This is a genomic window from Oceanispirochaeta sp. M1 (assembly GCF_003346715.1).
Taxonomy (GTDB): domain Bacteria; phylum Spirochaetota; class Spirochaetia; order DSM-2461; family DSM-2461; genus Oceanispirochaeta.
In genome coordinates this window covers 1-23,698 of the sequence record NZ_QQPQ01000044.1, presented here as the reverse complement: position 1 = coordinate 23,698, position 23,698 = coordinate 1, and the positions used below count along the sequence as shown (strand labels likewise).

The window sequence follows — 23,698 nt, the reverse complement described above, 5'->3', positions numbered from 1 at the left end:
TAAGCAAATCAATCAACCTATCAGGAGGAAACACTATGCAGAAAAAAGCCTTAGTAATAATCGATATTCAAAATGACATAACAAAGAATTACAAGGATGTTATTGGCAATATCAACAAAGCTATTGATTGGGCAGTCAATAATAAAATATATCTTGTTTATATAAGGCATGAAAATTTATCAGCCGGCACAAGGACTTTTAAGCCCAATACACATGGGTCTGAATTCGCTTCAGACTTAAAAATAGTATCAAAAAATGTTTTTACAAAATCCAAAGGAAACGCATTAAGCTGTGAAGAATTTACAGACTTTATTAGTAAAAATGAGATATGTGATTTCTACATAGCAGGTGCAGATGCTATTGCTTGTGTAAAATCGACCTGTTACAACTTACGCAAAGCAAATTATGGCGTCAATGTCCTATCAGATTGTGTTACCAGTTATGATAAAAGGAAAATTGACGAAATGCTGCGTTATTATGAAAGTAAAGGCAGTAAAATCATTGGCTTAAATGACTTGTTGCTTAATCACATCTTTGAATCACAATAACATTATAAATACTGCGAATTAGAAACACAATGAAAATGGAGGAATATTATGTTTAATATCTATGTTTACGTTCTTGATACTTTAGCCGACTGGGAACTGGGGTATGTTATTTCGGAGCTGAATTCCGGTCGATTTTTCAAAAAGGGCGAGCAACTTGTATCGCTCAAAACGATTAGTTATTCTGGGGAGCCAATCAATACAATGGGTGGGATGACAATAGAGCCCAATTGCTTAATTGATGATATTGCTGTGAGTGAAACAAGCATGTTGCTATTACCGGGCGCAGATACATGGAACGACCCAAAGCATGGCGCTATCATCGAAAAAGCAAGCGAATTTCTCTCTTTAGGCGCTATGGTGTGTGCAATCTGTGGGGCTACCGCTGCACTCGCCAACGTTGGGCTATTGGATAAGCGTCCGCATACCAGTAATGGACCGGGATTTCTTGAAATGGTTTCTCCTGGATATAAAGGGCAAAGTTTCTATATAGACAAGCCATCTGTAGCGGATAACAATCTTATTACTGCAAGTTCCACCGGAGCTTTGTTGTGGGCGAAACAAATTATTGAGCATTTAGGTGTTTTTCAATCAAACACACTGGAATCCTGGTATGAATATTTTAGTACCGGTGAGCCTAAACATTTCTTTGCCCTCATGCAAACTTTGCCGTCTAGCAATGAAAACTGATCCACCTTTGTCATAAACAGAACGGGGACATAGACCATATGGGATGACTAACAAACAATCTTTAAATTTACCCGCCGTGCAAAGCGGATAAAGAAAAAACCGTTGCCCAGTGGCCTGTTAAGTCACATAACTTCTCCGGCCCCGATTTATATCGTTTCCAGATTTGTTTGCATGGAAATGAAGTCGGAAATATCACGTCAAATGAATCGAAATTAAAAGATGGATACAGATTCAGTATCGGATCTGTATCAAACACATATTGATGGTCATCCTTCTTTGGTGCCATAGAATCAATTCGGTACCTAATACCGCCTGATACAAAAAAAAGATAGTCCCTAAAGGCAATTAGTTACCTGGACAGGTAGGATTGGGACAGATCACGGAATATTTCCTGCGTCACTATTTTAGAAAAAAGGATCAACGTACATATCCAATCAAAAAAGGATTTCATAGTTAGATTATTCTTCTATACATATATGAAACTATATAAGGCAATCTAATTGCTGCATTTAATGATGGTATCATGATATTTTCCTACATATGATTCAGTTATACTGAAGGCTCATGTACGTTATCCTGATAAAACCGTTTCTGATCTGTTATTCTTTGAAAAAGAAATCTATTTGTCCAGGATCTCCCGGATTTTCATCAATAATATACTCGGAGATAGAGGTTTGGAAAGGAAATCGGTCTCCGCATCGGAAAACCCTTTTCCCAGAACGATGTCGGCGGTGTAACCGCTGACGAACAGTACCTTTGCGTCCGGCTTTATCGCCTTTATCTCATTGTACGCTTCCATCCCGTTTTTCCGGGGCATGACGACATCCAGTATAATCATGGCGATCTTGTCCCGGAGTGCGCCATAGCGTTCGACGGCATCCACCCCGTCCACACATTCCACCACAGAGTATCCTCGTCCGCTGAGCACAAGGCTGACAAGTTTACGCGAATAGATGTCGTCCTCTGCAAGCAAAATCGTTTCATTGCCGCCTTTCAAATCCGTGATGGGAAGGGCCGTGTTGTCCTCTTCCGAATCCTGCACCATGGGAAGATTCACCCGAATTGTAGTCCCTATGCCCGGCTCGCTATACACGGAAATGTAGCCATTGTGCTGTTTCACGATCCCATATACCGTAGATAACCCCAATCCAGTTCCTTTTCCTATATCTTTAGTGGTGTAGAAAGGTTCGAAAATTCTAGCCTGGGTCTCTTTGTCCATCCCGATTCCGGTATCGGAAACTGATAAAGAGGCGTAAATTCCCGGTTCCCCAAAACCATGGGTCCGGACAAAATCATCATCAAATTCAGATATTGCCGTCTCAATGGTCAGTCTGCCCCCATTCGGCATGGAATCGCGCGCATTTACGGCCAGATTCAGTAATATCTGGTCCATCTGTACGATATCGGCCTTAATGATCAGGTCTCTGTCGGCTGACACCGTTACCAGTTCGATGTCTTCCGTAATAAGCCAGCGCAGCATCTTTTCCATTCCGGTGACCATGGCGTTGACATTCAGCAGCTTCAGTTCCATAACCTGCTTTCTGCTGAAAGCCAGAAGATTCTTTGTCAGACCTGCCGCTCTTTCAGATGCCGCCAGAATCTCCTGCGCATAAGCCTGCTCCGGGCTGTCCCGATCGAGTTCCTCCTCCAGAAGATTACCGTATCCGATGAGAGCCGTAAGGATATTATTGAAATCGTGTGCCACTCCGCCCGCCAGTTGGCCGATAGCCTCCATTTTCTGTGCCTGACGCAATTGAGATTCAAGAAGCAGTTTTTCCTTTTCCGACTGTTTGCGATGGGTTATATCTTCGAATATCCAAATAAAACCTTCCTGAGTATGGGTGGAATCAACCGCTCTACCTACAACTCTTCCATCAAACTCGCTGCCATCTCTGCGATGTATGTTTATTTCAAATTCGTACCGGGAGCCTTTCGAGAGAGCTGTATACACCTCGCGCCCTCTCGATTCGAATTCTTCGTCCGAGTTGTAGATGATACGAGTGGAAGCTCCCTTTACTTGATCCGGTGGAAGGCCGAGCATCTCGGACAATCTCGGATTCACCCATTCGAAAATACGATCACGCACAAATGCAATACCCACCGCGCTGTTGTCCAGAATCAGGGATTGAATCCTGTTGATTCGCTGCAGTTCGTCCTCAGCATTCTTTGTTTCACGGAAAGCTTTGGCAAGGCGGGATTTCATAGCGCTGAATGACTCAAGCAGCTCGGAGGTCTCACGAAAACGGGAACTGCCAATATCCTCAAGCTCTGGTCCTACGGTACCGAGCTGGAACTTGTGAGCGGCGGCCGCACTCTGAATAATGGGGCGGGTGACTTCTCTCATCATGAAAAAACCGGATGCCAATCCAAACAGAATAACCAGTATGATCATGGCAAAGGACGTTGTCAGTTGCTGTTGAATGGTTTCCACATAGGTACTCTGGGGAAGGGCGATTACCATTTTCCATTGATGTCCGGCAGGTTCTTCCATTTCCCTCTGCAGGCCGACATAGGGTCGTCCCTGTATTTCAAACTCAAATGTTTTCTCGCGGGATTCCGGTTGTGCGGCCAGGTACTCTGCAGTCTCCCGGATAATCTCATTCCTGCTGTCTATGGCTAAATGCCATTCGCCGGAAGGGGGTTGTGTATTTATGGGAATAACGACGGGGGTTTCATCAGAATGAGCGACAATCTGACCCCGGGCATCGGTGATATAAAAAGCGCCGCCAGCCTTCTTCTGCTGATCCAGAAGAAACGTACTGATCCCTTCAAGTTTGACATCAATAATCGAGACGCCCTCCAGTTGCCCGCTGCTGTTGAACACGGGTAGGGAAGAGGAAATGGTCGCCTCCATGCGTTCGTCGTAATTGACATAGATCTCCGTCCATAGGGCCCGGCCCAGGTCTTTCGCAGGGACATACCAGGGTCTGACCCTGGGATCGTAGTCTTCATATTCAGCGAGGATTGCGGAATATGTAGACTCTCCTTCATAAATACGCAACGTCCCGTCTGTTCTTGAGTCCTGAAGCATCAGGTTCAATATCCGGTTTTTGTGATCCAGGCGAATACCGGTGTAGTTTCCCTGTTCATTACCGAAGGCCACAACGCTGATTTGAGGGAAGTCATTCAGGATGATGTTGCAGATCCTGATGGTATATTCCTCTACCTGTTCAATTTTTTCCGATCCGAACAGCTTTTGCTGGGCGATTGTCTCTGTGTACAACTGATTAAAAGTAAGCGGGTCGTGAAGCATGGCGTGGAATTTCTGCTGGGAGCTGTCCATAAGGGCGCTGACGATCCGCTCCCCCTGCTCTTTAGAAAACCATCTGTAATTATTATGCAGAATGAGACCCATGACGAGTAAAGTCAGCAGGAATACAACAATGAAAGGCGCCATGACTGCGGTTTTGACGGATAATGTTCTTTTCATGCCCTCACCATACGTCCCGTGGTTTCACTTGTACGGACACCCGGCTCATACGGATTTTCTGAGCGGTCGGTATAACGCACTTCGTTCTTCTGCATCAATTTCAAACATAGTAGAAGCCATGGTATATGTCAAATCGGAACTGAAGCGGTACGGAGACGCCAGTGTCCGGAAATCAAAAAGGCACATCATTATCTATTAATTAATGACGTGAGAAATAATGTTAATAAACAAGTTAGCAATAAAGGACTGTTGCGATGAGTTAAGTAATGATGAAAGACCTTTTAGTGAAAGCTGATTCAGAGGGATACGCTGTGGGAGCATTTTAGTTCTGGTCGCTGGATTCCGTCAGAGCAATTCTTGAAGCGGCTGAAGAATTAAACAAACCTGTCATATTGTAGGCTGGACCAACAGATCTGAATTATATGGGATGGAAAAATGTTGAAAGGGCCGTTAGCTGTATGAGCCGATAACATGGAAAATATTTTTCTAAGAACATAGAGAACAATATATCAGCAAAATTCCCTATGACAGGATCATTACCATAGCTTCTCATTTTTCAATGAGCATCAATTACCGTTGTGTAAGCAGAGCTGAAATGGAAAAAGCAATGGCAAACCGCGTACAGGCAGGTGAGTGGGAACGGGATGTTTATGCCAATTCAAAACTGATTCGAAACATTACCGCAAAAGATATATTTGGAATATGAATTAATCTGGCAACAGATCAACTGCTTTCCAAAGCTATACAACCAGGCAGTGAGTATCCATTTAAAAAATGCTGATTGAGTTGGTATCTGATGACTAATCATGAAATACGGTGATCATAAAATCATCATAACCGAAAAGGGTGGTGCCCGGTATATCAGGCGAGGCAGAGCTGCCAAATACATAGACTCTCCCATTTTCCGTTATATTCAACTCATTCACAATATCGGTATTTCTTCCCCCGATCATAATTTTACCATCTTCATCAAACGTTTCGTCAAATGTTCCATCCGGATTGAGACGAAGAATTAAAATATCCAGGTCTCCTTTGTTAACTGTACCGCTGATATCAGTGGACGCGCTGGAGCCGCACACATAGATTTTTCCTGATTCACTGACAGCAATTGAATCAATCATTTCATCCCCGCTCCTACCGTAAACAAAGATACCGTTTTGGCCGAAACTGGGATACGGGCTGCCTGATGCGTCGAGTTTAACCACCAGAAAATCTCCTTCACCGGAATTGCTGTTTCCCGGTATATTTGTACTAACCGTTTTTCCTGCGGCATAAATGCTGCCGCTGCTGTCAATCGTCAGGACAAAAAATGAATCTGTTCCGTTTCCATCAAGTTCATATTTCCCTGAAACTCCGAATACATCGTCTACTATACCAGCCGAATCAATGATACCCACAGATGCGATGTCGTGACTATTATCTGATCCACTGCCCCTACCACACCAGATGATATCTCCATTCGAGGAAACTGTAATCGAATGCACAGTATTCGCTATTTTTCCGTCATTTTTGAAATAGATTCCGTTCGTATCAAAACCCGTATCCAGATTTCCTCATGGATTGTACCTCGCAATTAAGCCATCCCATTGATAATTTATGCCAATATCAGAAGGATCTGTATCGTAATTATCCAATCGGCTTGCATGCATAGATCCGGAAATGTAAAAATTCCCACTGTTGTCAAGGTACCCGCCGCCATTGTAATCAGTATGAGGATCTGTCAAATCATTAGAACCAATAAAACACATCCCGCCATTATAGAAATCGGTATCAAAGCTCCCGTCACCGTTAAGCCGTATTGAGGTTATATCAATACTGTCCGAATGACCTGCAGGGTATGCGGAACTCATTTCAGTGTAAGCCAGAAGATATATTTTTCCTTCTTCTGTCTTACCGATAAACGAAGGTCTGTCGATGGTAGTACCGCCGATGACCACTGTCCCGTCATGGCCGAAGGGCCGGTGAACAGAATCTTTCCATCATTATCCACACTGCCGTATGCGTTTGTATCCTTTTTTCTCCAGAGAGATTTTGTTCATAAATAAAATAATAATTCCTAAATTGGACGCTTTTATGTCAATCTCAGCAGTCTATTTTAACAACTTCTGCGCAGTCCCCCGATCCCCTTATCTCCCTGCGGCTCAACGCCTCCAGTCGGAAAGGGTTTCGGGTCCCGCTATTTTTTTTGCAGAATTCAGGGGCGAACAACACGAAAACCGACATCGATGATCTGTCTATTCGGTTCGTAGCCGCAACGATAGGCCACGGCGCAGTTGGGAGCATTGTTGTGCCAGCCACCGCCGCGAATGACGCGGCTCGTGCCCGAAGTCGCTCCCTTGTAATCAGTTTCATCTCCCGTAGGATATGTACCAAACCAGTCCCAGCACCATTCAAAGACATTCCCGCTCATGTCGTCTAGGCCAAGTTCGTTAGAAACCCTGGCACCTGCAGGATGTGATTTATCGCCACTGTTACTGTTATACCAGGCATAATCCCCAATGGCATTGCTGCCATCACTACCGGCAAAAGCTTTGGCATGACCGCCGGTGTTTACTCCATCCACAATGTCTCCACCTATGCTGTCACTGCTAGCCCCCATGGCCGCCCACATCCATTCCATTTCTGTGGGAAGGCGGTAGCCGGTATTTGTCCAGTTTGCTGAGGCGAGATCCCAGTCATCATCCCTACTAGTAGGAATATTGCCATAGGTCAGCGTGGAAAAGGTCACACCCGGAACCTCATACGCAAGGGTCAGTCCCTCGGCAATACTGAGCTTGTTGCAGAAGGCAATGGCGTGATACCAATTTACAATTTGCACCGGATCGGTTGTTCCATTTGAATATGTAGTGTTACTTGGTTCGGCACCCATGATTGCCCGGAACTGATCCCGGGTGATCTCTTTTTCACTCATCCTGAAGGCACTCACCGTACTTGTGTTCTCCGCCGATACACCATCCCGCTGGAAGGTTCCCGCGGGGACATACATAAGTATTCCAATGTTAGATGAGTAATAATCTGTACCAACCATCACAACATAATCTTTGGCCGTTATACCGTCTGCTGCTGTCACGGTAAGGATGATGGGATTATCCCCCTCAGTCAGATCCTGGGACACCCCGTTATTGGCGCTGAGAACAGCCGTGGTATCAGCCTGGACCCCGGTAACTGCAATGCTGCTCGTGCCGTTGGGTACACTGACCGTGTAGGCCGTCGTGTCGGCTGCAAATGCCGGAATCAAGCTGCCTGTGCTCACCGTCAGGGCGGACAAGTCCGCGCTGGTACCGGCAGCTGTCACTGATACGGTGACCACGTAATCCTGTGTGGAACCGTCTGCGGCGGTTACTGTAAGGATGATGGGATTATCCCCCACAGTCAGATCCAGGGACACACCATTATTGGTACTCAGGGTCGCCGTGTGATCGGCTTGGATGCCGGTAACTGTAATGCTGCTCGTGCCGTTGGGTACACTGACCGTGTAGGCCGTCGTGTCGGCTGCAAAAACCGGACTCAAACTGCCTATGTTCACCGTCAGGGCGGACAGGTCCGCGTTGTTGCTCAGGGGTTTTGTGTCATTAGGGCAGCCCGTCAACACAAGTACTGTTGATAAGACCAAAAGCAGGCCAAAAATCTTTTGTTTCATTTTTCTCTCCAGAGGGATTTTGTTCATAAATAAATTAATAATTCCAAAATTGGACGCTTGTATGTCAATCTCAGCAGTCTATTTTAACAACTTGTGCACAGTCCCCCGATCCCCTTATCTCCCTGCGGCTCAACGCCTCCAGTCGGAAAGGGTTTCGGGTCCCGCTATTTTTTCTGCAGAACTCAGGGGCGCACAACACGAAAACCGATATTGTTGTCCCGATTACCCGGATATAAGCCGTACCGCCCGGCCACGGTGCAGTAAGAAGTATCGTTGTTCCAGCTACCGCCACGAATGATGCGATCCATGTCCGTAGCCGCACCCTTGTAATAAGTTTCAACTCCCGTAAGATATGTATCCTTCCTTTCCCAGCACCATTCCCAGACATTCCCGCTCATATCGTACAGGCCAAGTTCATTGGAATTCCCGGTCTTTCCTGACGTACCGACAGGATGTGTTTTAGAGCCACTGTTTGGATCATACCAGGCATAATCACCAATAACATTGCTGCCATCACTACCGGCAAAAGCTTTGGCATAACCGCCGGTGTTTACTCCATTCACGATGTCTCCACCTATGCTGTCACTGGCCGCCCCCATGGCCGCCCACATCCATTCCATATCTGTGGGCAGGCGGTAACCGGTATTTGTCCAGGTTGCCGTAACAGTAGCAGCGGTGATGGGATATCCCTTTGCCGGAGCCCGGTCTGTAATCGTATACACCTCATCCAGCCCCTCAAGGGCACTTAGCCCGTTGCAAAACTCGACGGCATCATACCATGTCACTTGCTCAACAGGACAGGAGAGGTCTCCTGTGAAATTACTGGGAGTACTACCTGTCACAGCTTTATACTGGAACTGGGTGATCTCTTTTTCACTCATCCTGAAGGCACTCACCGTACTGGTGTTCTCCGTCGATACGCCATCCCGCTGGAAGGTTCCCGTGGGGATATACTTGAGTGTACCAATATTAATTGAGATATAATCGACTTCAAACCGGATAACCGTCACAATATAATCCTGTGTGGAACCGTCTTCGGCTGTTACAGTAAGGATTATGGGGTTTTCTTCGGCAATAAGATCCTGAGACATCCCGTTATTGGGGCTCAGGGTAGCCGTGGTATCGGCCTGGACCCCGGTGACTGTAATGCTGCTCGTGCCGTTGGGTACACTGACTGTGTAGGCCGTCGTGTCGGCTGCAAATGCCGAACTCAAGCTACCTGTGCTCACCGTCAGGGCGGACAGGTCCGCGTTGTTGCTCAGGGGTTTTGTGTCATTAGGGCAGCCCGTCAACACAAGTACTGTTGATAAGACCAAAAGCAGGCCAAAAATATTTTGTTTCATTTTTCTCTCCAACGGAATTTTGTTAATCAAGATTCCAATCAATAATTTAATTTTCTTATTAATAAACTTTAAGAAAAAAATAACATGCCAGTGTAAACAGATTAGTAATGCGTTGTTAACAGTTTGTTAATGAGGAAGGGAGCACAGAGGCCAATAATGAGAGATGATTTACTAAATTTTGTTGACATTGTCATAGTGATAGAAAATAATGATCATCAATCATGAAGCAAAAAAAACTCAATATATTGTTGCTTGAAGATAATCCTGCACAATATGCACTACTGTCAGCCTATCTTGAAAAAGAGTTATATGGAGTGTTGCATGCCGGCTGCATTGGGGAATTCAATCGGCTGATCGAAATAGAATCACCAGACCTCATTCTCCTTGATCTTAATCTTCCCGATGGTGATGGACTGCAATTGGTCAATATGATCCGTTTCGATCTTGAGATTCCTCTTATCATTATAACATCACGGGATACAATGATGGATCGTTTGGCCGGTTTGGAACTTGGTGCCGATGATTATATCTGCAAGCCATATCATCCCCGGGAACTGCTGATCAGAATCAAGAATTTACTCATTATAAAAAACAAAACAACATCTACAACAACAGCTGAAATGAGAATTAATGATTTTTACTTTAATAAAGAGTTTCAATCTTTTTATGACAAGAATAGAAATGAGATTAAGCTGACCAGTGGAGAGTATCATATTATTACCAATCTGATAGAAGCAAAAGGTAGATTATTAAGCCGAAGTCAACTTCTGGAAAACGCTTTCAATCGAATAGAATACCCCACAGACAGAACCATTGATGTACTGATTTCCCGATTGAGGAAGAAATTTGCCAGTAAATTGGGAGATCCGGAAATTATTGAAACCGTAAAAGGTTTTGGATACCGAATCAATAAAGACCTGATAGTAATGTAAGAGAGAACCACTGTTTAAAGGCTGAAATGGAATCAAATTATCACATAAACAGATATACCGGAGAGTTTGTTTCTCCTGAAACTGAAGAGAAATTTCAAAACCATGTATGGCCGGTACTATCAAGACGACTCCTGATAACCATACTGCTTGGAGCCGTATCCTATCTGTTTGCAAGCTGCATTTCCCGTCCGGGATTTATTATGGAATACCGTATTATGGTGGTGTTCGCAACAAGAATTGTTGTAGGAATACTGTTATTAACAGCACTTATTACAAAAATCAACAAACAGTACAGTAAACATCTGAGATTGCTTATTGTTCTGGCAGAACTATCTATCGGTCTATTGGAATCAATGGATCATTTCTACTACTTGAAATCCATCAGCAATTTTTACGATGTGGGTACGTCCTTTCTGGTATTCTATATATTCCTTTTTTATATAATTATTCCTAATCGGGTTAAGTTGACGGTCGTTACCATTATGGTGATCTCAACAACCTTTATAACTGTCACGTACTTATCGTCAGCAGCGGCCTTTGTTGATCTGTTTACAACCTTTGCTTATTTCCTGATAGTCAATTTTCTTGGGTATGGAATACTCCTGACCACTAACAAATTAAATAGAAATGACTATATTCATAAACTTCAGCTGGAAAAAGAAATAGATTATAGAAAAAAAGTGGAGCAGGAAGCTACAGAAGCAAAACAGTTTGCTGAAGACTCAAACAATGCCAAAAGCCAATTCCTGGCAGTAATGAATCATGAAATGCGCACTCCCCTCAATATTATTCTGGGAGGAATCCAATTATTAAAAAACAGCAACTTATCCGAAGAACATAAAGAAATTTTATCACTTATTAATAATTCAGGTGAACGTCTGAAAGGACTGATTCAGAATATTCTGGACTTTACAAATATCGAAAAGAATAAACTGCACATCAGGAAAGAGAGATTCTCTCTGAAGCAGATGATTATTGATATTGAGAAAGTATATTCAAAAATATCAGAAGAAAAAGGATTGGATTTTATTACTTTTTATGGAACTGATTTATGTGATTTTGTGATCGGTGATTCCTTACGATTGCACCAGATTTTAACAAATCTTCTCAATAATGCTGTTAAATTTACAGAGACAGGATCGATTTCATTGAATATCGATACAAAAAATAATGATGGTAATGAAATCCTCTTAAGGTTTCAAATAAGCGATACAGGGATTGGTATTCCTGAAAAACACTTTGAGACAATACTGAAACCTTTTACTCAGGTTGAGCAATCAAATACAAGAAGTTTTGACGGCAGCGGTTTGGGACTGGCAATATGCAGCGAACTGCTTGATGCTATGAACAGTAAGCTTGAGATTGAAAGTAAATTGAGTTCAGGCAGTACATTCGGCTTCAACCTTCTGCTGACAATTGACAGTGATGAGCATTCCACTGAAGAAGAAATAAACATTGATTCATATAAAATACTGCTTATTGACGATATTGAAGCCAATTTAAAGATTGTCGGCGGTTTATTTGAATCTTTAAATCAGAACGTCTCATATGCACTGGGCAGCAGGCAGGGGATTGAAAAAAGCCGCCATTCCGATTTTGATGCTATTATAATTGATCTTCATATGCCTGAAAAAGATGGGATTGAGACCGCGAAGGAAATATGGGAAAAGAATCCGGATGTTAAGACTTTCCTTTTGACCGCGGATTCCCGTAATGAGATAGTAATAAAGGCTGAGAATATAGGTTTTACCGGTTATATATCAAAGCCGGTATGTATATCCCAATTAAAAGAAAGTCTGAAACTGATCGGAAGCAAAAACAATCTGGACCTCACTCAAGTGAACGAAAATGGAATTAAAAATATAATTAATTGTAATGATGTCATTAATAGAGCGTTTATTCAGGAATTGAGGAGTGATCTGAATGATGATGTGCTTCTTGATATACTGAAATCCTGTATAAAGACACTTGAAGAGAGCATAATAATGATTAAAGACAACGATTTTCCAGATAATAAAGATGATATTATTCATCAACTGAAGGGTGTCGCTGGAAACTATAGACTAACACAGTTATACAATGCTCTGGAAAATGCGGACAGGAAGACAATTTCCATGAATAGAAAGGATCTGACAGAGATTATTGTAAAATCAATATCTGCTCTTGATAGGATCGCAAGTAGTATAGAAGCATAAAGGTCGCTTGAAAATGTATCCTGATCAGATCCCTCCGTTTGTGGTGGAAGACTTTCTATTGGAATATATGGAAGTGACCGCCCGCAGCCGAAACCTATGGGACATAATCGCAGTAGAAATAGGTGTTATGCCTAGGAGAATCTAGTTTTATGCCTGAACCCGATCCAGCGAGAATCATGACCTTTGCATCGCCGAAAGATCTCGGCCGATGGCTCAAGGTTAATCATGCCACCGAAAGTGAGCTGTGGGTGAAGATATTCAGGAAAAAGACTGGTATTCCGAGCGTGACTTGGGATGATGTTGTGATTGAGGCACTATGTTGGGGCTGGATCGACGGCATCAAGAAGTCAATCGATGACCAAGCCTATTTCCAGCGAATTACTCCCAGGAAAGCTCGAAGCAACTGGTCAAAAAGGAACAAAGAGCATGCGGAGCGTCTGATCAGCGAGGGCCGGATGACGGAGTCGGGGCTCGTGCATATTCGAGCCGCCAAAGTGGACGGCCGTTGGGAGAACGTCTATGTGGCAAGTGAAATGAAAGTGCCAGCAGATTTTCTGGCAGCACTGGAGAGCAAGCCGAAAGCGAAACAGTTTTTTGAAATGCTCAACAAATCGAGTCGTTATGCCATTGCGTACGGATTGACAAGTGCGAAGAAACCCGAAACCAGACAGAGGCGATTTGCAAAATTCATGGACATGCTTGTCCGGGAAGAAAATCCGGGCTTTAGCTCCAAGAAAACAAAAAAAGCATAAAAATGCAATGGATCTGTGAAGCCGGGCGTTTTAAAATGCACAATCATCCGTCGCGGCCCAGTGATTACAAGAACTTATCACAGGTGGAAAAAGAATCCCGATGGTGACAAGCGGAAAGGAGCCGTTAAAAATTTTCCCCGTAAGCTTACTCTGGAAAAGGTACAACTGATTATTGATATCTCATGTAATGACCGTTTTCGAGATTGTAATATTCCCGGGAGATTCTATTCGAAGGGTGAGATGTGATTATTCCATTTTTTGAATTCATCAATAGATGTCTCAGGTATGATTGATTTATCGTTGAAACTCATTTTTAGAACCTCAGATTTGTTGAAATCATTGGGACTCTCTATTTTCATATATAAGATTTCCGGTTTTGAACTGAATAGATGGAACATCTCTGGAAAAAAGGACCCGTGACCGGAGAATAAAACATTCTCAACGATATGATACTCCTGACCGCTAAGTCCGAGTTTGAGCTGGTGGTCAAAGGGCTTATCAGAGATAGTAAGTCTGAAAAATGAGTTTGTATCATGAGCGTTCAGGCTTGAAATGAATATCGCTTTATCAATCAGATCCTTTGCTTCTTCAAGTGAATACTGAATCTCGCCTTTAGCCTTCGTCAGCCATCTGGAAGTCTCACTGTCCTTTGTGAATTCAATATAACATCTCATTTTTTATTCCAATTACTCATCAATGTTGTTCTCAGGTGAATATCCCATTACACCATCCCTGCCAGATTCTTAAGACTATTAAGAGGACAAGAGATCATTATATGAAGTTTATCTGATGTATACTGGCTTGGCAATAATACTTTAGTTGTATATTTCCACAGAAGGAATAAGAATCAGGATGTAACCGTAAAGATTAATTGTGTTCTATTGTCGACACCGGTTTTGTTAAAAATATTCCATACATGATGTTTGACTGTCGATTCGGATATGGCTAAACGGGATGCAATCTGTCTATTGGTGAGCCCCTTGTAAATAAAACTTATGATTTCAATCTCTTTGGGAGTTAGATGGTAGCTCTTTTGAATAAGTGAATAATCAATGAGCGAGGATTGCAGAGGATCATCTGAATCTTTGTGCAGTGTTATTTTGTATTGAGGCTCTTTATACGCATAAGGGCGTATTACAGTATCAATCAGTTTATTGAAATGAAAGATAACTTTTTTACCTTCAAAGCAGAACGTTATTTCTCCTGTTTTTGTGTTTTCATCACATTTTTCAAATTGTCTGAAATAGCTGTTCAGGATTGTCGAGTTCTGAGAATTACCGAATAAAGGTCTCTCAAAGTGCCTGTCTCCGAATAATTCAATAAAAGTATCTTTTATTCTACTCCCCATAAAGGAGATCTCTCCAAAGGAATTCATATAGGCGATATCAGCTGTTTCAGGGCTGATATAAAGATTCTGTTTAAATCTGTCTGTAATGATATCGCAGACAAAATTGAAAATTTCAATGTCTTTTGCGGATAGATCTTTTGATTTTTCTCCCGCCCTGGCTATGGCATAAAATCCGAGTAATTCTCCATTGATTTTAAGGGGCAGGTAACAACAGTCCGAGACAGGCCGCAATTTTTGTGTTTCATTAACAAATTCATTGGACTTCAGATTTAGTTCTTTTGTCAGGTTTCTATATAGCACAATTCTATGTTTTTTTACCAATGCATCCATTAAAAAATCCTGATCAATCAGAGAGGTGTAGAGTCTGTTGAACTCTTCCGGATTATTGGATGTGAGAAATCTTTCAGGTGCATATTTATTCGGAAGAAAGGAAGTTGCAAAATAATGGATCCCAAGAAGCTCACATATATAGGGTGTGAGTTCTATAAAGGCATTCTGGTTAAGATCATGAGTATAGATATAGGAAACAATTCTCCGTATCAATTCTGCTTGTTTATTATTGAGTATCATTCGATCTCCATTCAGAAGTATATCATGACAGGATTTATTGTAAAGCATACGAGTGTACAGTATTTGTACTCTTTAGATCACCGGATTAGCTGGATACAGCAAATCAGTAATGGAATAAAGGCCGTTTTTAAGCCCGGTCGGAAGGATGAAATCCTCCAGAATCAGTCTCTGGACAGCAAGAAAAATTATTCTGTTTTATACCCTTGTGGAGTTCTGTATTCAGAAAGATATTATTATTTTGCATAGGCTGAAAAAAATTGATAAAAATGATATTTGAAATGGATAAGTGGAAAGTAAAATTTAAAAAAAGTATGCAATAATATACAATTGATTTATTATCATATAACGAATTTATGAGTCGTACAGGCAGGTTAGGTTTTGAGGAAATATTATATAAAATATTTAAACATAATGATCATTGTTGTGATTATTATCGGTTGCTCAAATCAGAATCAAACCGTTGAGTATTGGCCTACTCAAGGATGGCAAGAATCTACACCTGAAAAAATGGGGATGGATTCTGAAAAACTTGTTAATAATATATTGTCATTGACTTCAATTGATTCTAATAACAAACCTACAAAAATCCAAACTGGTTTAAATGGACGATATCACTATAACAATGTCAGACCAGATCTCTCTATTGCAGCGAAAGCAGAAATTATTGATAACAGGATTTTTTGGGAAACTGCAATACCTGAATTAGGGTGGAGAGCAAAATATAACTACAAATTTAAAGGTGACACAATCGAGGTTGAAGTAACTGATTTAAATGGTTCTATGATCTCCACACAAGGATTTCTGCGTGAATAGATACGAGGCGCAACTTAAATGATAGTTGCAAAGGGAGGATATATGCCTTTTACTAATTTCATCCATTCTGGGACCTATAACGAATATAGACATCATGAGATACGAAATCGCCGTATTATCATGGTTGACGGTTCACTCGTATCAAATGATAACTCTCACCGTCAGGGATTTTCGGCCCGTGTATATCACAAAGGGTATTGGGGATTTGCCTCAAGCACCAGGAATCCCTCTCCTCAAGATTTGAGTAATAAGGCCCTGGCCAATGCTCATGCATTGGAGATTTTTGGTGAGAATAAAAACTTGTTACCTACTGGAGGCTATCAGGGTGAACACGGTTTCAGCGGGAAACCAAACCTAAGTTCTCTGGAAGTCATTGAACTGATGGTAAGTATCGATGCCATGGTAAGGAAAAAATATTCTGAAATCAGCACAGTCTCACTGGTAACCACGGATGAGTTTCACGATAAGTTTGTACAGAACAGTGCCGGCAGCCGAGTCTACAACAATATCTCTCGGGCATCGCTGGGCATATTGATGACCATTAAGGATGCTGATGATAAACCTGTAGTGTTGGGGGAGAGTATTTTCGGTAAGGGCGGAGTAGGAGACCTGGATCTATCTATGGCTATTGTGGAGGAAAAACTGGATGACTTATATCAGCACCTCTTGGCAAAACGGGAAGCTGTACCTGCTAAAGGAGGATTGCAATCCGTAGTATTAGCACCAAACCTGGCGGGAATGTTGGCGCACGAAGCGATGGGGCATCCCTGTGAAGCAGACTTGGTTCTAGGTGGTGCCGTGACAGGAGATCTGAGAGGAAAGAAAATTGCCAGTGACCTGATCACAATGGTTGATTTTGCCCATACTTATGAAGGACAAGAACTCCTTATGCCGGTCTATGCAGATGATGAAGGAACTCAGGGAATAGACGTCACTTTAATTCAGGATGGTGTGTTGACAGATTTCATGCACAACCGTGAAACAGCAATGACCTTCAAGGATATTCCTACGGGGAATGCCAGGGCTTTTAAACCGGATGACGAACCTCTGATCCGAATGCGTAATACGGCCATCCTTCCCGGTAACTCGGAGCTTGAAGAAATGATCTCTGGTGTAGAAGACGGATATTATCTGATGAAAACCCAAAACGGGCAGGCTGATACCACTACAGAGTTTATGTTTGGTGTGAATCTTGGTTACGAAATCAAAAATGGCAAGCTGGGAAGAGCCATTAAAGATACAACCCTATCTGGATCTGCTTTGAAAATGCTTCAATCCGTAGATGCTGTTTCAAATGATATGTACTGGATAAACTCAGGATACTGCGGAAAAAAACAGCCCATGGTCGTCTCCATGGGGGGACCAGCTATCCGGGCTAAAGCCCAATTGGGAGGTGAATGATGAAAGGCCTTGCAGAGAAAATCCTCACACAGGTTATGAGTTCTAGCTTCGATGAAGTTTGTATAACACTCACAGAGAATCTGAAGAACGAACTCAATATTGCCCATAATAAAGTGAGCCTCATGCGGAGCACTGAATCAGAAAAGCTTGCTATCATGGCGATACAGGATAATCGTAAAGTCACCGGTTCAACTTCAACTACTGATCCTGAGGCTGTAACAAATCTCATAGAGGAAATGGCACGGGACGTAACAACGACTCCCCCTGATGAGGCAAATGCAGTGGCCTTTGATCAAAGGGGAAGTTTTGTAAAAGGGACTCAAAAGGCAGATCTGGAAAGCTTGGTCCAGGGAGCAAAAAATATTCTTGCCTACCGTTCACAAACATTCCCAAGCTTCCAGATAGAAGAAGGACTCCTGGATCACAATCTAAATAAAACGACAGTTCTGAGTTCCAGGGGCTGCGAGCTGGAACTCAGCCACGGTTTCTATGGAATGGTTCTAATGGGCTCCAGTAAGGATAAGCACGGCAGTAGTTCTTTTAGCTATACCGGTGGAATGATGGAGAGCATTCCACCGGATATACAGAATCAGTTCAACATTCAAAGCATGATGGAAAACAGTGTTCAGGAGACAAAAACCTGCCAAATAAAAGAAAAATTTACAGGGGATGTTATCCTTATGCCGAATGCCGTCAGCAGCTTAATGAGGTGGCTTTTCGGACAACTTGGGGATTTTGCCCTGATGCAGGATACTTCCATATACAAAAAAGCGGTGGGAGAGATAATTGCCGATGAACAACTGGATCTTTATCACATATTGGAGGGTCCGGGTGTAGTTCCATTTAATAACGAAGGTTTTCTGTTAGAACCGTTTCACCTTCTGGAAAAGGGGCAGCTGAAATCTCTTCTCCCCTCCTATTATGGCAGTAGAAAGCTGGGCTTACCTCACCAACCCCTGGGAATGGGGTGGGAGATTACTTCAAGAAAAACGTCCCAAGAGGAAATGATCTACAGTGTGAACAGGGGAGCATTAGTGGGGAGATTGTCCATGGGATCACCGGCACCAAATGGAGATTTTTCAGGAGTCATTAAAAACAGTTTTCTCTTGGAGAAGGGCAAACGCACCACTGCCTTGTCAGAAACCATGATTACAGGGAATATTGCTCAAATGCTTAAGGATATTGTGGCTATCAGCAAGGAATCAACCAACTTCGGTACAGGAAATATTCCTTGGATCCAGATTAAGGGATTACAGTTCTCTTAAATCATACCTTGAGATCATTTGCATATTTCTTTCCCTATAAGATTATGCATTTTCAGTTGTAATAAATATCTATTTCATATGAAAAGACGTCGATTCTATCATGAAGAATTCCCCTCCTTTTGAAGAGTACCCCAAAAACTGCCCATTCTACAATCATCATTGAGAAATCGGATTTAGAGAAATATTTTTTATTATAAACTGTATCTTTTTGCCCATTATGCTGCAAAATAAATTAATCCAAGAGAAATTTATTCTCATGGTTCATTTTAATAATCAAGAAGCGCGATATATTAAAATGAATAAAAATATATTTAATAAGAAAGAGAGTAAACTATGACAAATTGCATCCATTACAAAGAAGAAACTCCATATTTCCGTTCAGTCGGATCAGAAGGGGTAGAAGTTGAAATGATCCCTGTGTGTACAAGACCTGGGATTGAGAAACTTGGGGTTCCTAGTGACATTATCCCCTGTGGGGGTAATTCTGAGAACTGTCCTTTTGAATCAAAGGTATAAGCAAGACAGGATGTATTGCCCTCAGTATCGCTTTAACCAGTCGGTAGTCAAACATACCTCCGATTAGCCAAACAATGGATCAGAGGGCCAGTATCGAGGCCAAAAAAAGGGTACTGCGTCTTGCGGTACCCTGCTAATGCGCAGAAGAGGACATAAGTCCCAATCAAAGACTTCTGCCTGAACTTCAATTACATCGTCAGGTCTTCAATTATATCCCGCCGGATCTATAAATCCAGGGCTGGTCAGTGTTAAGTAAACAAAAATGTGGTTGTAGACAGATTTTATAATTATGGGCAGTAATTAGTGCAATAAGATTCTAGAGCCGATTCAAAAAATCAGTCACGCGTAATTGTATATATATCGGATTTCTTTCCATTGACAATTTCAGTTGAAGTGTGTTTTTCTCCAATTTTAATGGCAACCCTTTTTGAGGCTTTATTCTCAGGATGTATGACACTTATAAGCTTATTAGTACTAATATTTGAAAAAGCCCACTCTATTGACGCCCTGGCTGCTTCTGGTGCATATCCTTTTCCCCAATAACTTGGTGATATCCCCCAAGCCACTTCAACCCCTGGCCATCCTTCGGGTTGCCAGCAACCAACACGTCCAATAAATGTATTACTTATTTTGTCCTCTACGAGCCATAAACCAAATTCCCTTAGTTGCCAATGTCCGACCATCATAGAAAGGACATTCCAACTCTCATATCTACTTATAACTTCTCCTGTTCCAAAAAAATTAACAAAATCTTGATTCATATTAAGCTTCACTAACTCTTCGAAATCAGATAATACGAAACCACGTAGTCTTAGTCTTTCTGTTTCTACTATAGGTATGTCCATATTCTCCTCCGGATTCATTTTGGTGATATAACTAAATATGATGTCAATAAGTAGACAGAAATTGGTTTATCAAAAACTCTTCCTATTTCAAAATATATTAAATATCTATACTCATGACAGCTACTGCTCTTTCTTCAGCGATCTAACAGCTGCACCTATATTGACTGCATTATTAATCCTGATATCATCAGTTTCAAATGTATAACTAGTTTCTAATAGAAGTTCCTTTATCTCATCTGAATTGAGAGTAGAATCAATGCTTATTATCATTGCAATAAAACCTGCCAGAACTGGAGATGTTGAGGAGATTGATAAAAATGGTTTTTGAGTATTAGTATTCCATTTCCCTGAATAATCAACATAGTCATAAGGGAATAATGTCGAATAATCATACTTGTATATATTAAACAAAGGAGTATTTTCTATCTCATCAATCGGAGGGCTTTTTTCTGAAGGTAAAATGTTCATCTCATGGGGACAGTGGATGAATGTTGTGAGTATTCCTTTTTCATCTAATTTATCTAAGGCGCCATCCAGTATTATCCGGTTTTTCTCAGATATCCTCGCACCTGAATATGTTAGTATGTCCAAGTGATTTGCAATTGCCCAATCGATAGCTCTAAGCATAGATTCTACTTGATAATCCTCGTCATTTGAAAAGACCCCCAAAGCATATATTTCAGCCTCAGGAGCTATTTCATGTAATGTTGAAGCCATCCAATATCCATGACCGGCCATTGTATTAAACACTTCTCTATATTGATCATTTTGGAAACTTAATCCACCTTTATATAATTCAGAATGCTCGTCGAATCCAAAAGCATTATCTAAGATTCCTATTTTTATACCTTTACCTTTAGAGTAACTCCATCCTTCCCTGATATTATGGACGGTAAAGTACGTGATCCTGGAATTAGCATTTTCAAAATGAAGACTATATGGAATCTCTATTATTTCTTTGGTTGGTGCCTTACTACAGCCAATCAATATTAAAATAAGAAAAAAATAAAACAGTAATGATCTTTGTAACATTGTTCTACACCTTACTCTCTAATTTATTCAGTCGATAGAAGGCCGTTTATCGGTTATCTTAAAATATTATTATGATTGATGATTTGATAATTGAAAATCAACCAAAAGGATGAACTTCCTACCAACTAGACAGAATATGCCACCCAAAATGCTGCAGTAATAATTGCACCCATGGTTACTCGATTGATAGTTTCCAGTTTTATACTTATTCCAGAATCGATTATATAGTGGAATAATCTAAGACTTAATATGAGGGAATTTCATTGAATGATTGGCCTGATAAGCAAGAAGAAGTTTATTGATTTTATCAAAGAGAGTCTTATGCTGTTCATCCAGCTGTGGATATCCGCATTCATATGCCTTTTGCCATTCAATTCTTAGAAAGGGATGCTGCTTTCCATTAGGAAATCAGAAACAGGGGACAACCTGGTTTCGTACAGATCTTTTAGCCTTATATAGTTCCATATCAACGCGGCTGTACCACTCATAAAATGTTCTATCATCGCCGAAGGTAATAGCAGATATGAAGTAAAATTAGAGACTCTATTCGGGCGAGGCATATACTTAAAAAGAATGAGCATAGTGGAACCGTTGTTCGGTCATATTTCTGATGATAATTTAAATCTCACTTATAAAACGAAGTCATAGTATAATCAAGATGAGGCTAATTATGATTATTAGTGGACAATTTACTGATTCGCTTTCACCTATTATGGACGGAGTAGCGATTACTGTTCAAAATTATGTTTATTGGTTAAATAAAATCCATGCCCCCAGTTTTGCAATAGGTCCAAAAGTTCCTAATTTTAAGGATGTTGATCATCATATCCTGCGTTATAAATCTCTACCTGCTCAGATTTCCGGGCCCTATCGGCTCGGTGTTCCAAGAATAGACCGTACATTCAATCATAAAATCGGTATGTTTCCCTTCGATATCGTTCATGCTCACTGCCCATTTGTCAGTGGAAACTATGCTCTATCCTTATCCAGAAAGCGAAAAATACCATTGGTTGCGACTTTTCATTCAAAGTATCGTGATGATTTTGCAAAATGGTTGAAAATTGATGTCACTCTCGATCAGGTTATATCAATGATTGTAAAATTTTATGAACAGGCTGATTCCGTTTGGGTCCCTAATGAAGCAATAATTGAAACCTTAAGAGAATATGGATACAAAGGGAAGATCGATTATGTACCTAACGGTAGCGATTTAGTACTCGATGAGACTGACGATATGCAAAACTTGAAGAAAGAAGGTCAGGAGATTTTAAATTGCGCCCCCCAAATAGTGACTCTTCTCTATGTAGGCCAGCACAGGTGGGTGAAAAACATACGTCTTATTATTGATAGTTTAAAAATTCTAAATGAAAGAAAAATCAATTACCAGATGAGGTTTGTCGGAGACGGCAGCGATATGGAGAAAATACAGGATCTTGTTAATAAATATAAAATGAATAATCAGGTTTCTTTTGTAGGTCCAATTTATGACCGTGGAAAATTGAAAAGGATATATGCGGCCAGTGATCTTTTTGTATTCCCATCGCTATACGATAATGCATCCCTTGCCACCAGAGAGGCTGCCGGTCTGAATATCCCTACTATATTTGTGGAATATGCGACTACTGCCAATGGTATCGTGGACAATCAAAATGGTTTCTTATCAGCAAATGATGCTATTTCATTTGCAGATAAGTTAGTTCTGATCCTTTCCGATCTGAAGAATTTGAAGTCTGTTGGACAGAATGCAAGAGAATCACTCTATAAACCCTGGGATGAGATCGCCTCTATGGTTTATGGGAAATATGATGAGATTGTAGACCAATTCAAATATGAACATTTAAAGAGGATTTTTTAAAAGGATAGAAAGTAACCATTAATGGGTTTGGACATTTTTGAAAATACTTTTTTGTATGAATTATGAAAAAAAGCTATGTTCATTATCATTATCATTAGATATTTACTAAAAGTATTACTTATAGTTTTGCCCCAAAAGCGGAGAAATATCATTTTCCTCTACTCCTGCTAAAGAAGGAGAATAAAATAATAAACGTCATCTCAATCTCCAGAATGTGAAAATCAAAACAAGTGGACTTTTAAACGCAAGAAATCAATCTATAATTGAAATAGAGGTTTCTTATGTCAGATAAAAAACGACTTCCTATTTTCATTCGCTTTTTTATTAAGATTTTTCAAATCATCCTTTATATAACGATTCAAATAATCTTCATTCCCTTTGCTATTATTGGAACAGTAGCCCTATGTGTCAACATAGTTGAAGCATCAACTTTTTAAGGAGATATTCAATTATGAGATACAGTTTAGGATTCAGAGAATCACAGTTAAGGAAAGTTTTACCACCGGTCAACAGACCAATTTCAGAT

Annotated in this window: 19 protein-coding genes; 10 read left to right on the top strand and 9 right to left on the bottom strand. The window is 41.1% G+C overall.

Annotated features, from left to right (window positions below):
* The first annotated feature begins 35 nt into the window (after window positions 1–35).
* Window positions 36–548: a cysteine hydrolase family protein gene (locus DV872_RS21820; RefSeq protein ID WP_114632095.1), complete on the top strand. Its 513-nt coding sequence runs from the start codon at window positions 36–38 to the stop codon at window positions 546–548.
* A gap of 48 nt (window positions 549–596) precedes the next feature.
* A complete protein-coding gene (locus tag DV872_RS21815) occupies window positions 597–1,235 on the top strand; it encodes a type 1 glutamine amidotransferase family protein (protein ID WP_114632094.1) in 639 nt (212 codons plus the stop codon).
* Between the two features lie 619 nt (window positions 1,236–1,854).
* Here the strand turns inward: DV872_RS21815 and DV872_RS21810 are convergent.
* Complete coding sequence (locus tag DV872_RS21810) at window positions 1,855–4,665, bottom strand: ATP-binding protein (protein WP_114632093.1); 2,811 nt, start codon at window positions 4,663–4,665, stop codon at window positions 1,855–1,857.
* A gap of 559 nt (window positions 4,666–5,224) precedes the next feature.
* Between DV872_RS21810 and DV872_RS27015 the strand changes: the two genes are divergently transcribed.
* Window positions 5,225–5,371 (top strand): hypothetical protein, encoded by a 147-nt coding sequence (locus DV872_RS27015; RefSeq protein WP_172359216.1) that lies wholly within the window; start codon window positions 5,225–5,227, stop codon window positions 5,369–5,371.
* Between the two features lie 94 nt (window positions 5,372–5,465).
* Here the strand turns inward: DV872_RS27015 and DV872_RS21805 are convergent, their stop codons facing one another.
* The 4 genes from DV872_RS21805 to DV872_RS21790 form a co-directional block, all read right to left on the bottom strand.
* The gene (locus tag DV872_RS21805; protein WP_114632092.1) at window positions 5,466–6,149 is read right to left on the bottom strand and encodes a hypothetical protein; all 684 of its coding nucleotides are present in this window, start codon (window positions 6,147–6,149) and stop codon (window positions 5,466–5,468) included.
* 69 nt (window positions 6,150–6,218) lie between these two features.
* Complete coding sequence (locus DV872_RS21800; protein WP_114632091.1) at window positions 6,219–6,602, bottom strand: hypothetical protein; 384 nt, start codon at window positions 6,600–6,602, stop codon at window positions 6,219–6,221.
* Window positions 6,603–6,859: 257 nt separating this feature from the next.
* Complete coding sequence (locus DV872_RS21795) at window positions 6,860–8,305, bottom strand: SUMF1/EgtB/PvdO family nonheme iron enzyme (protein WP_158547117.1); 1,446 nt, start codon at window positions 8,303–8,305, stop codon at window positions 6,860–6,862.
* Window positions 8,306–8,487: 182 nt separating this feature from the next.
* Window positions 8,488–9,648 (bottom strand): SUMF1/EgtB/PvdO family nonheme iron enzyme, encoded by a 1,161-nt coding sequence (locus DV872_RS21790; protein WP_114632089.1) that lies wholly within the window; start codon window positions 9,646–9,648, stop codon window positions 8,488–8,490.
* Window positions 9,649–9,869: 221 nt separating this feature from the next.
* Here DV872_RS21790 and DV872_RS21785 point away from each other — a divergent pair, with 221 nt between their 5' ends.
* The 3 genes from DV872_RS21785 to DV872_RS21775 all read left to right on the top strand — a co-directional run bounded on the left by DV872_RS21785 (window position 9,870) and on the right by DV872_RS21775 (window position 13,527).
* The gene (locus DV872_RS21785) at window positions 9,870–10,580 is read left to right on the top strand and encodes a response regulator transcription factor (protein ID WP_114632088.1); all 711 of its coding nucleotides are present in this window, start codon (window positions 9,870–9,872) and stop codon (window positions 10,578–10,580) included.
* Between the two features lie 26 nt (window positions 10,581–10,606).
* On the top strand, window positions 10,607–12,775 hold the full coding sequence (locus DV872_RS21780) for an ATP-binding protein (RefSeq protein WP_114632087.1): 2,169 nt from the start codon (window positions 10,607–10,609) through the stop codon (window positions 12,773–12,775).
* A gap of 149 nt (window positions 12,776–12,924) precedes the next feature.
* A complete protein-coding gene (locus DV872_RS21775; protein ID WP_114632086.1) occupies window positions 12,925–13,527 on the top strand; it encodes a YdeI family protein in 603 nt (200 codons plus the stop codon).
* A gap of 224 nt (window positions 13,528–13,751) precedes the next feature.
* On the opposite strand, the gene DV872_RS21770 is transcribed toward DV872_RS21775, so the two are convergent.
* Together DV872_RS21770 and DV872_RS21765 are read right to left on the bottom strand one after the other, a co-directional pair.
* On the bottom strand, window positions 13,752–14,201 hold the full coding sequence (locus DV872_RS21770) for a hypothetical protein (RefSeq protein WP_114632085.1): 450 nt from the start codon (window positions 14,199–14,201) through the stop codon (window positions 13,752–13,754).
* A 173-nt stretch (window positions 14,202–14,374) separates the two neighbouring features.
* Window positions 14,375–15,445 carry a response regulator transcription factor gene (locus DV872_RS21765; protein WP_158547116.1) on the bottom strand — a complete coding sequence of 357 codons (1,071 nt, stop codon included), beginning with the start codon at window positions 15,443–15,445 and terminating at the stop codon, window positions 14,375–14,377.
* Between the two features lie 411 nt (window positions 15,446–15,856).
* Between DV872_RS21765 and DV872_RS21760 the strand changes: the two genes are divergently transcribed.
* The 3 genes from DV872_RS21760 to DV872_RS21750 are packed head-to-tail and all read left to right on the top strand — an operon-like array spanning window position 15,857 to window position 18,924.
* Complete coding sequence (locus tag DV872_RS21760) at window positions 15,857–16,258, top strand: hypothetical protein (protein ID WP_114632083.1); 402 nt, start codon at window positions 15,857–15,859, stop codon at window positions 16,256–16,258.
* Between the two features lie 42 nt (window positions 16,259–16,300).
* A complete protein-coding gene (locus DV872_RS21755; RefSeq protein ID WP_158547115.1) occupies window positions 16,301–17,659 on the top strand; it encodes a TldD/PmbA family protein in 1,359 nt (452 codons plus the stop codon).
* Window positions 17,659–18,924: a metallopeptidase TldD-related protein gene (locus DV872_RS21750; RefSeq protein WP_158547114.1), complete on the top strand. Its 1,266-nt coding sequence runs from the start codon at window positions 17,659–17,661 to the stop codon at window positions 18,922–18,924. Before DV872_RS21755 ends, DV872_RS21750 begins: the two co-directional genes overlap by 1 nt.
* An 851-nt stretch (window positions 18,925–19,775) precedes the next feature.
* Here the strand turns inward: DV872_RS21750 and DV872_RS21740 are convergent.
* Both DV872_RS21740 and DV872_RS21735 read right to left on the bottom strand, forming a co-directional pair.
* Window positions 19,776–20,285: a GNAT family N-acetyltransferase gene (locus DV872_RS21740; protein ID WP_158547113.1), complete on the bottom strand. Its 510-nt coding sequence runs from the start codon at window positions 20,283–20,285 to the stop codon at window positions 19,776–19,778.
* Window positions 20,286–20,405: 120 nt separating this feature from the next.
* Window positions 20,406–21,317 carry a S8/S53 family peptidase gene (locus DV872_RS21735; protein WP_114632078.1) on the bottom strand — a complete coding sequence of 304 codons (912 nt, stop codon included), beginning with the start codon at window positions 21,315–21,317 and terminating at the stop codon, window positions 20,406–20,408.
* 670 nt (window positions 21,318–21,987) lie between these two features.
* Between DV872_RS21735 and DV872_RS21730 the strand changes: the two genes are divergently transcribed.
* Entirely contained in the window at window positions 21,988–23,172 is a 1,185-nt protein-coding gene (locus tag DV872_RS21730; protein ID WP_158547112.1) for a glycosyltransferase, read from the top strand.
* Window positions 23,173–23,698 lie beyond the last annotated feature (526 nt).

Excerpts from the sequence above, each read along its gene's own strand:
- DV872_RS27015 (WP_172359216.1), top strand. The coding sequence starts at position 5,225 with ATGAGCATCAATTACCGTTGTGTAAGCAGAGCTGAAATGGAAAAAGCA.
- DV872_RS21785 (WP_114632088.1), top strand. The coding sequence starts at position 9,870 with ATGAAGCAAAAAAAACTCAATATATTGTTGCTTGAAGATAATCCTGCA.
- DV872_RS21770 (WP_114632085.1), bottom strand. The coding sequence starts at position 14,201 with ATGAGATGTTATATTGAATTCACAAAGGACAGTGAGACTTCCAGATGG.
- DV872_RS21735 (WP_114632078.1), bottom strand. The coding sequence starts at position 21,317 with ATGTTACAAAGATCATTACTGTTTTATTTTTTTCTTATTTTAATATTG.
- DV872_RS21740 (WP_158547113.1), bottom strand. The coding sequence starts at position 20,285 with ATGGACATACCTATAGTAGAAACAGAAAGACTAAGACTACGTGGTTTC.
- DV872_RS21755 (WP_158547115.1), top strand. The coding sequence starts at position 16,301 with ATGCCTTTTACTAATTTCATCCATTCTGGGACCTATAACGAATATAGA.
- DV872_RS21730 (WP_158547112.1), top strand. The coding sequence starts at position 21,988 with ATGATTATTAGTGGACAATTTACTGATTCGCTTTCACCTATTATGGAC.
- DV872_RS21795 (WP_158547117.1), bottom strand. The coding sequence starts at position 8,305 with ATGAAACAAAAGATTTTTGGCCTGCTTTTGGTCTTATCAACAGTACTT.
- DV872_RS21750 (WP_158547114.1), top strand. The coding sequence starts at position 17,659 with ATGAAAGGCCTTGCAGAGAAAATCCTCACACAGGTTATGAGTTCTAGC.
- DV872_RS21765 (WP_158547116.1), bottom strand. The coding sequence starts at position 15,445 with ATGATACTCAATAATAAACAAGCAGAATTGATACGGAGAATTGTTTCC.
- DV872_RS21790 (WP_114632089.1), bottom strand. The coding sequence starts at position 9,648 with ATGAAACAAAATATTTTTGGCCTGCTTTTGGTCTTATCAACAGTACTT.
- DV872_RS21810 (WP_114632093.1), bottom strand. The coding sequence starts at position 4,665 with ATGAAAAGAACATTATCCGTCAAAACCGCAGTCATGGCGCCTTTCATT.
- DV872_RS21760 (WP_114632083.1), top strand. The coding sequence starts at position 15,857 with ATGATCATTGTTGTGATTATTATCGGTTGCTCAAATCAGAATCAAACC.
- DV872_RS21815 (WP_114632094.1), top strand. The coding sequence starts at position 597 with ATGTTTAATATCTATGTTTACGTTCTTGATACTTTAGCCGACTGGGAA.
- DV872_RS21775 (WP_114632086.1), top strand. The coding sequence starts at position 12,925 with ATGCCTGAACCCGATCCAGCGAGAATCATGACCTTTGCATCGCCGAAA.
- DV872_RS21820 (WP_114632095.1), top strand. The coding sequence starts at position 36 with ATGCAGAAAAAAGCCTTAGTAATAATCGATATTCAAAATGACATAACA.
- DV872_RS21780 (WP_114632087.1), top strand. The coding sequence starts at position 10,607 with ATGGAATCAAATTATCACATAAACAGATATACCGGAGAGTTTGTTTCT.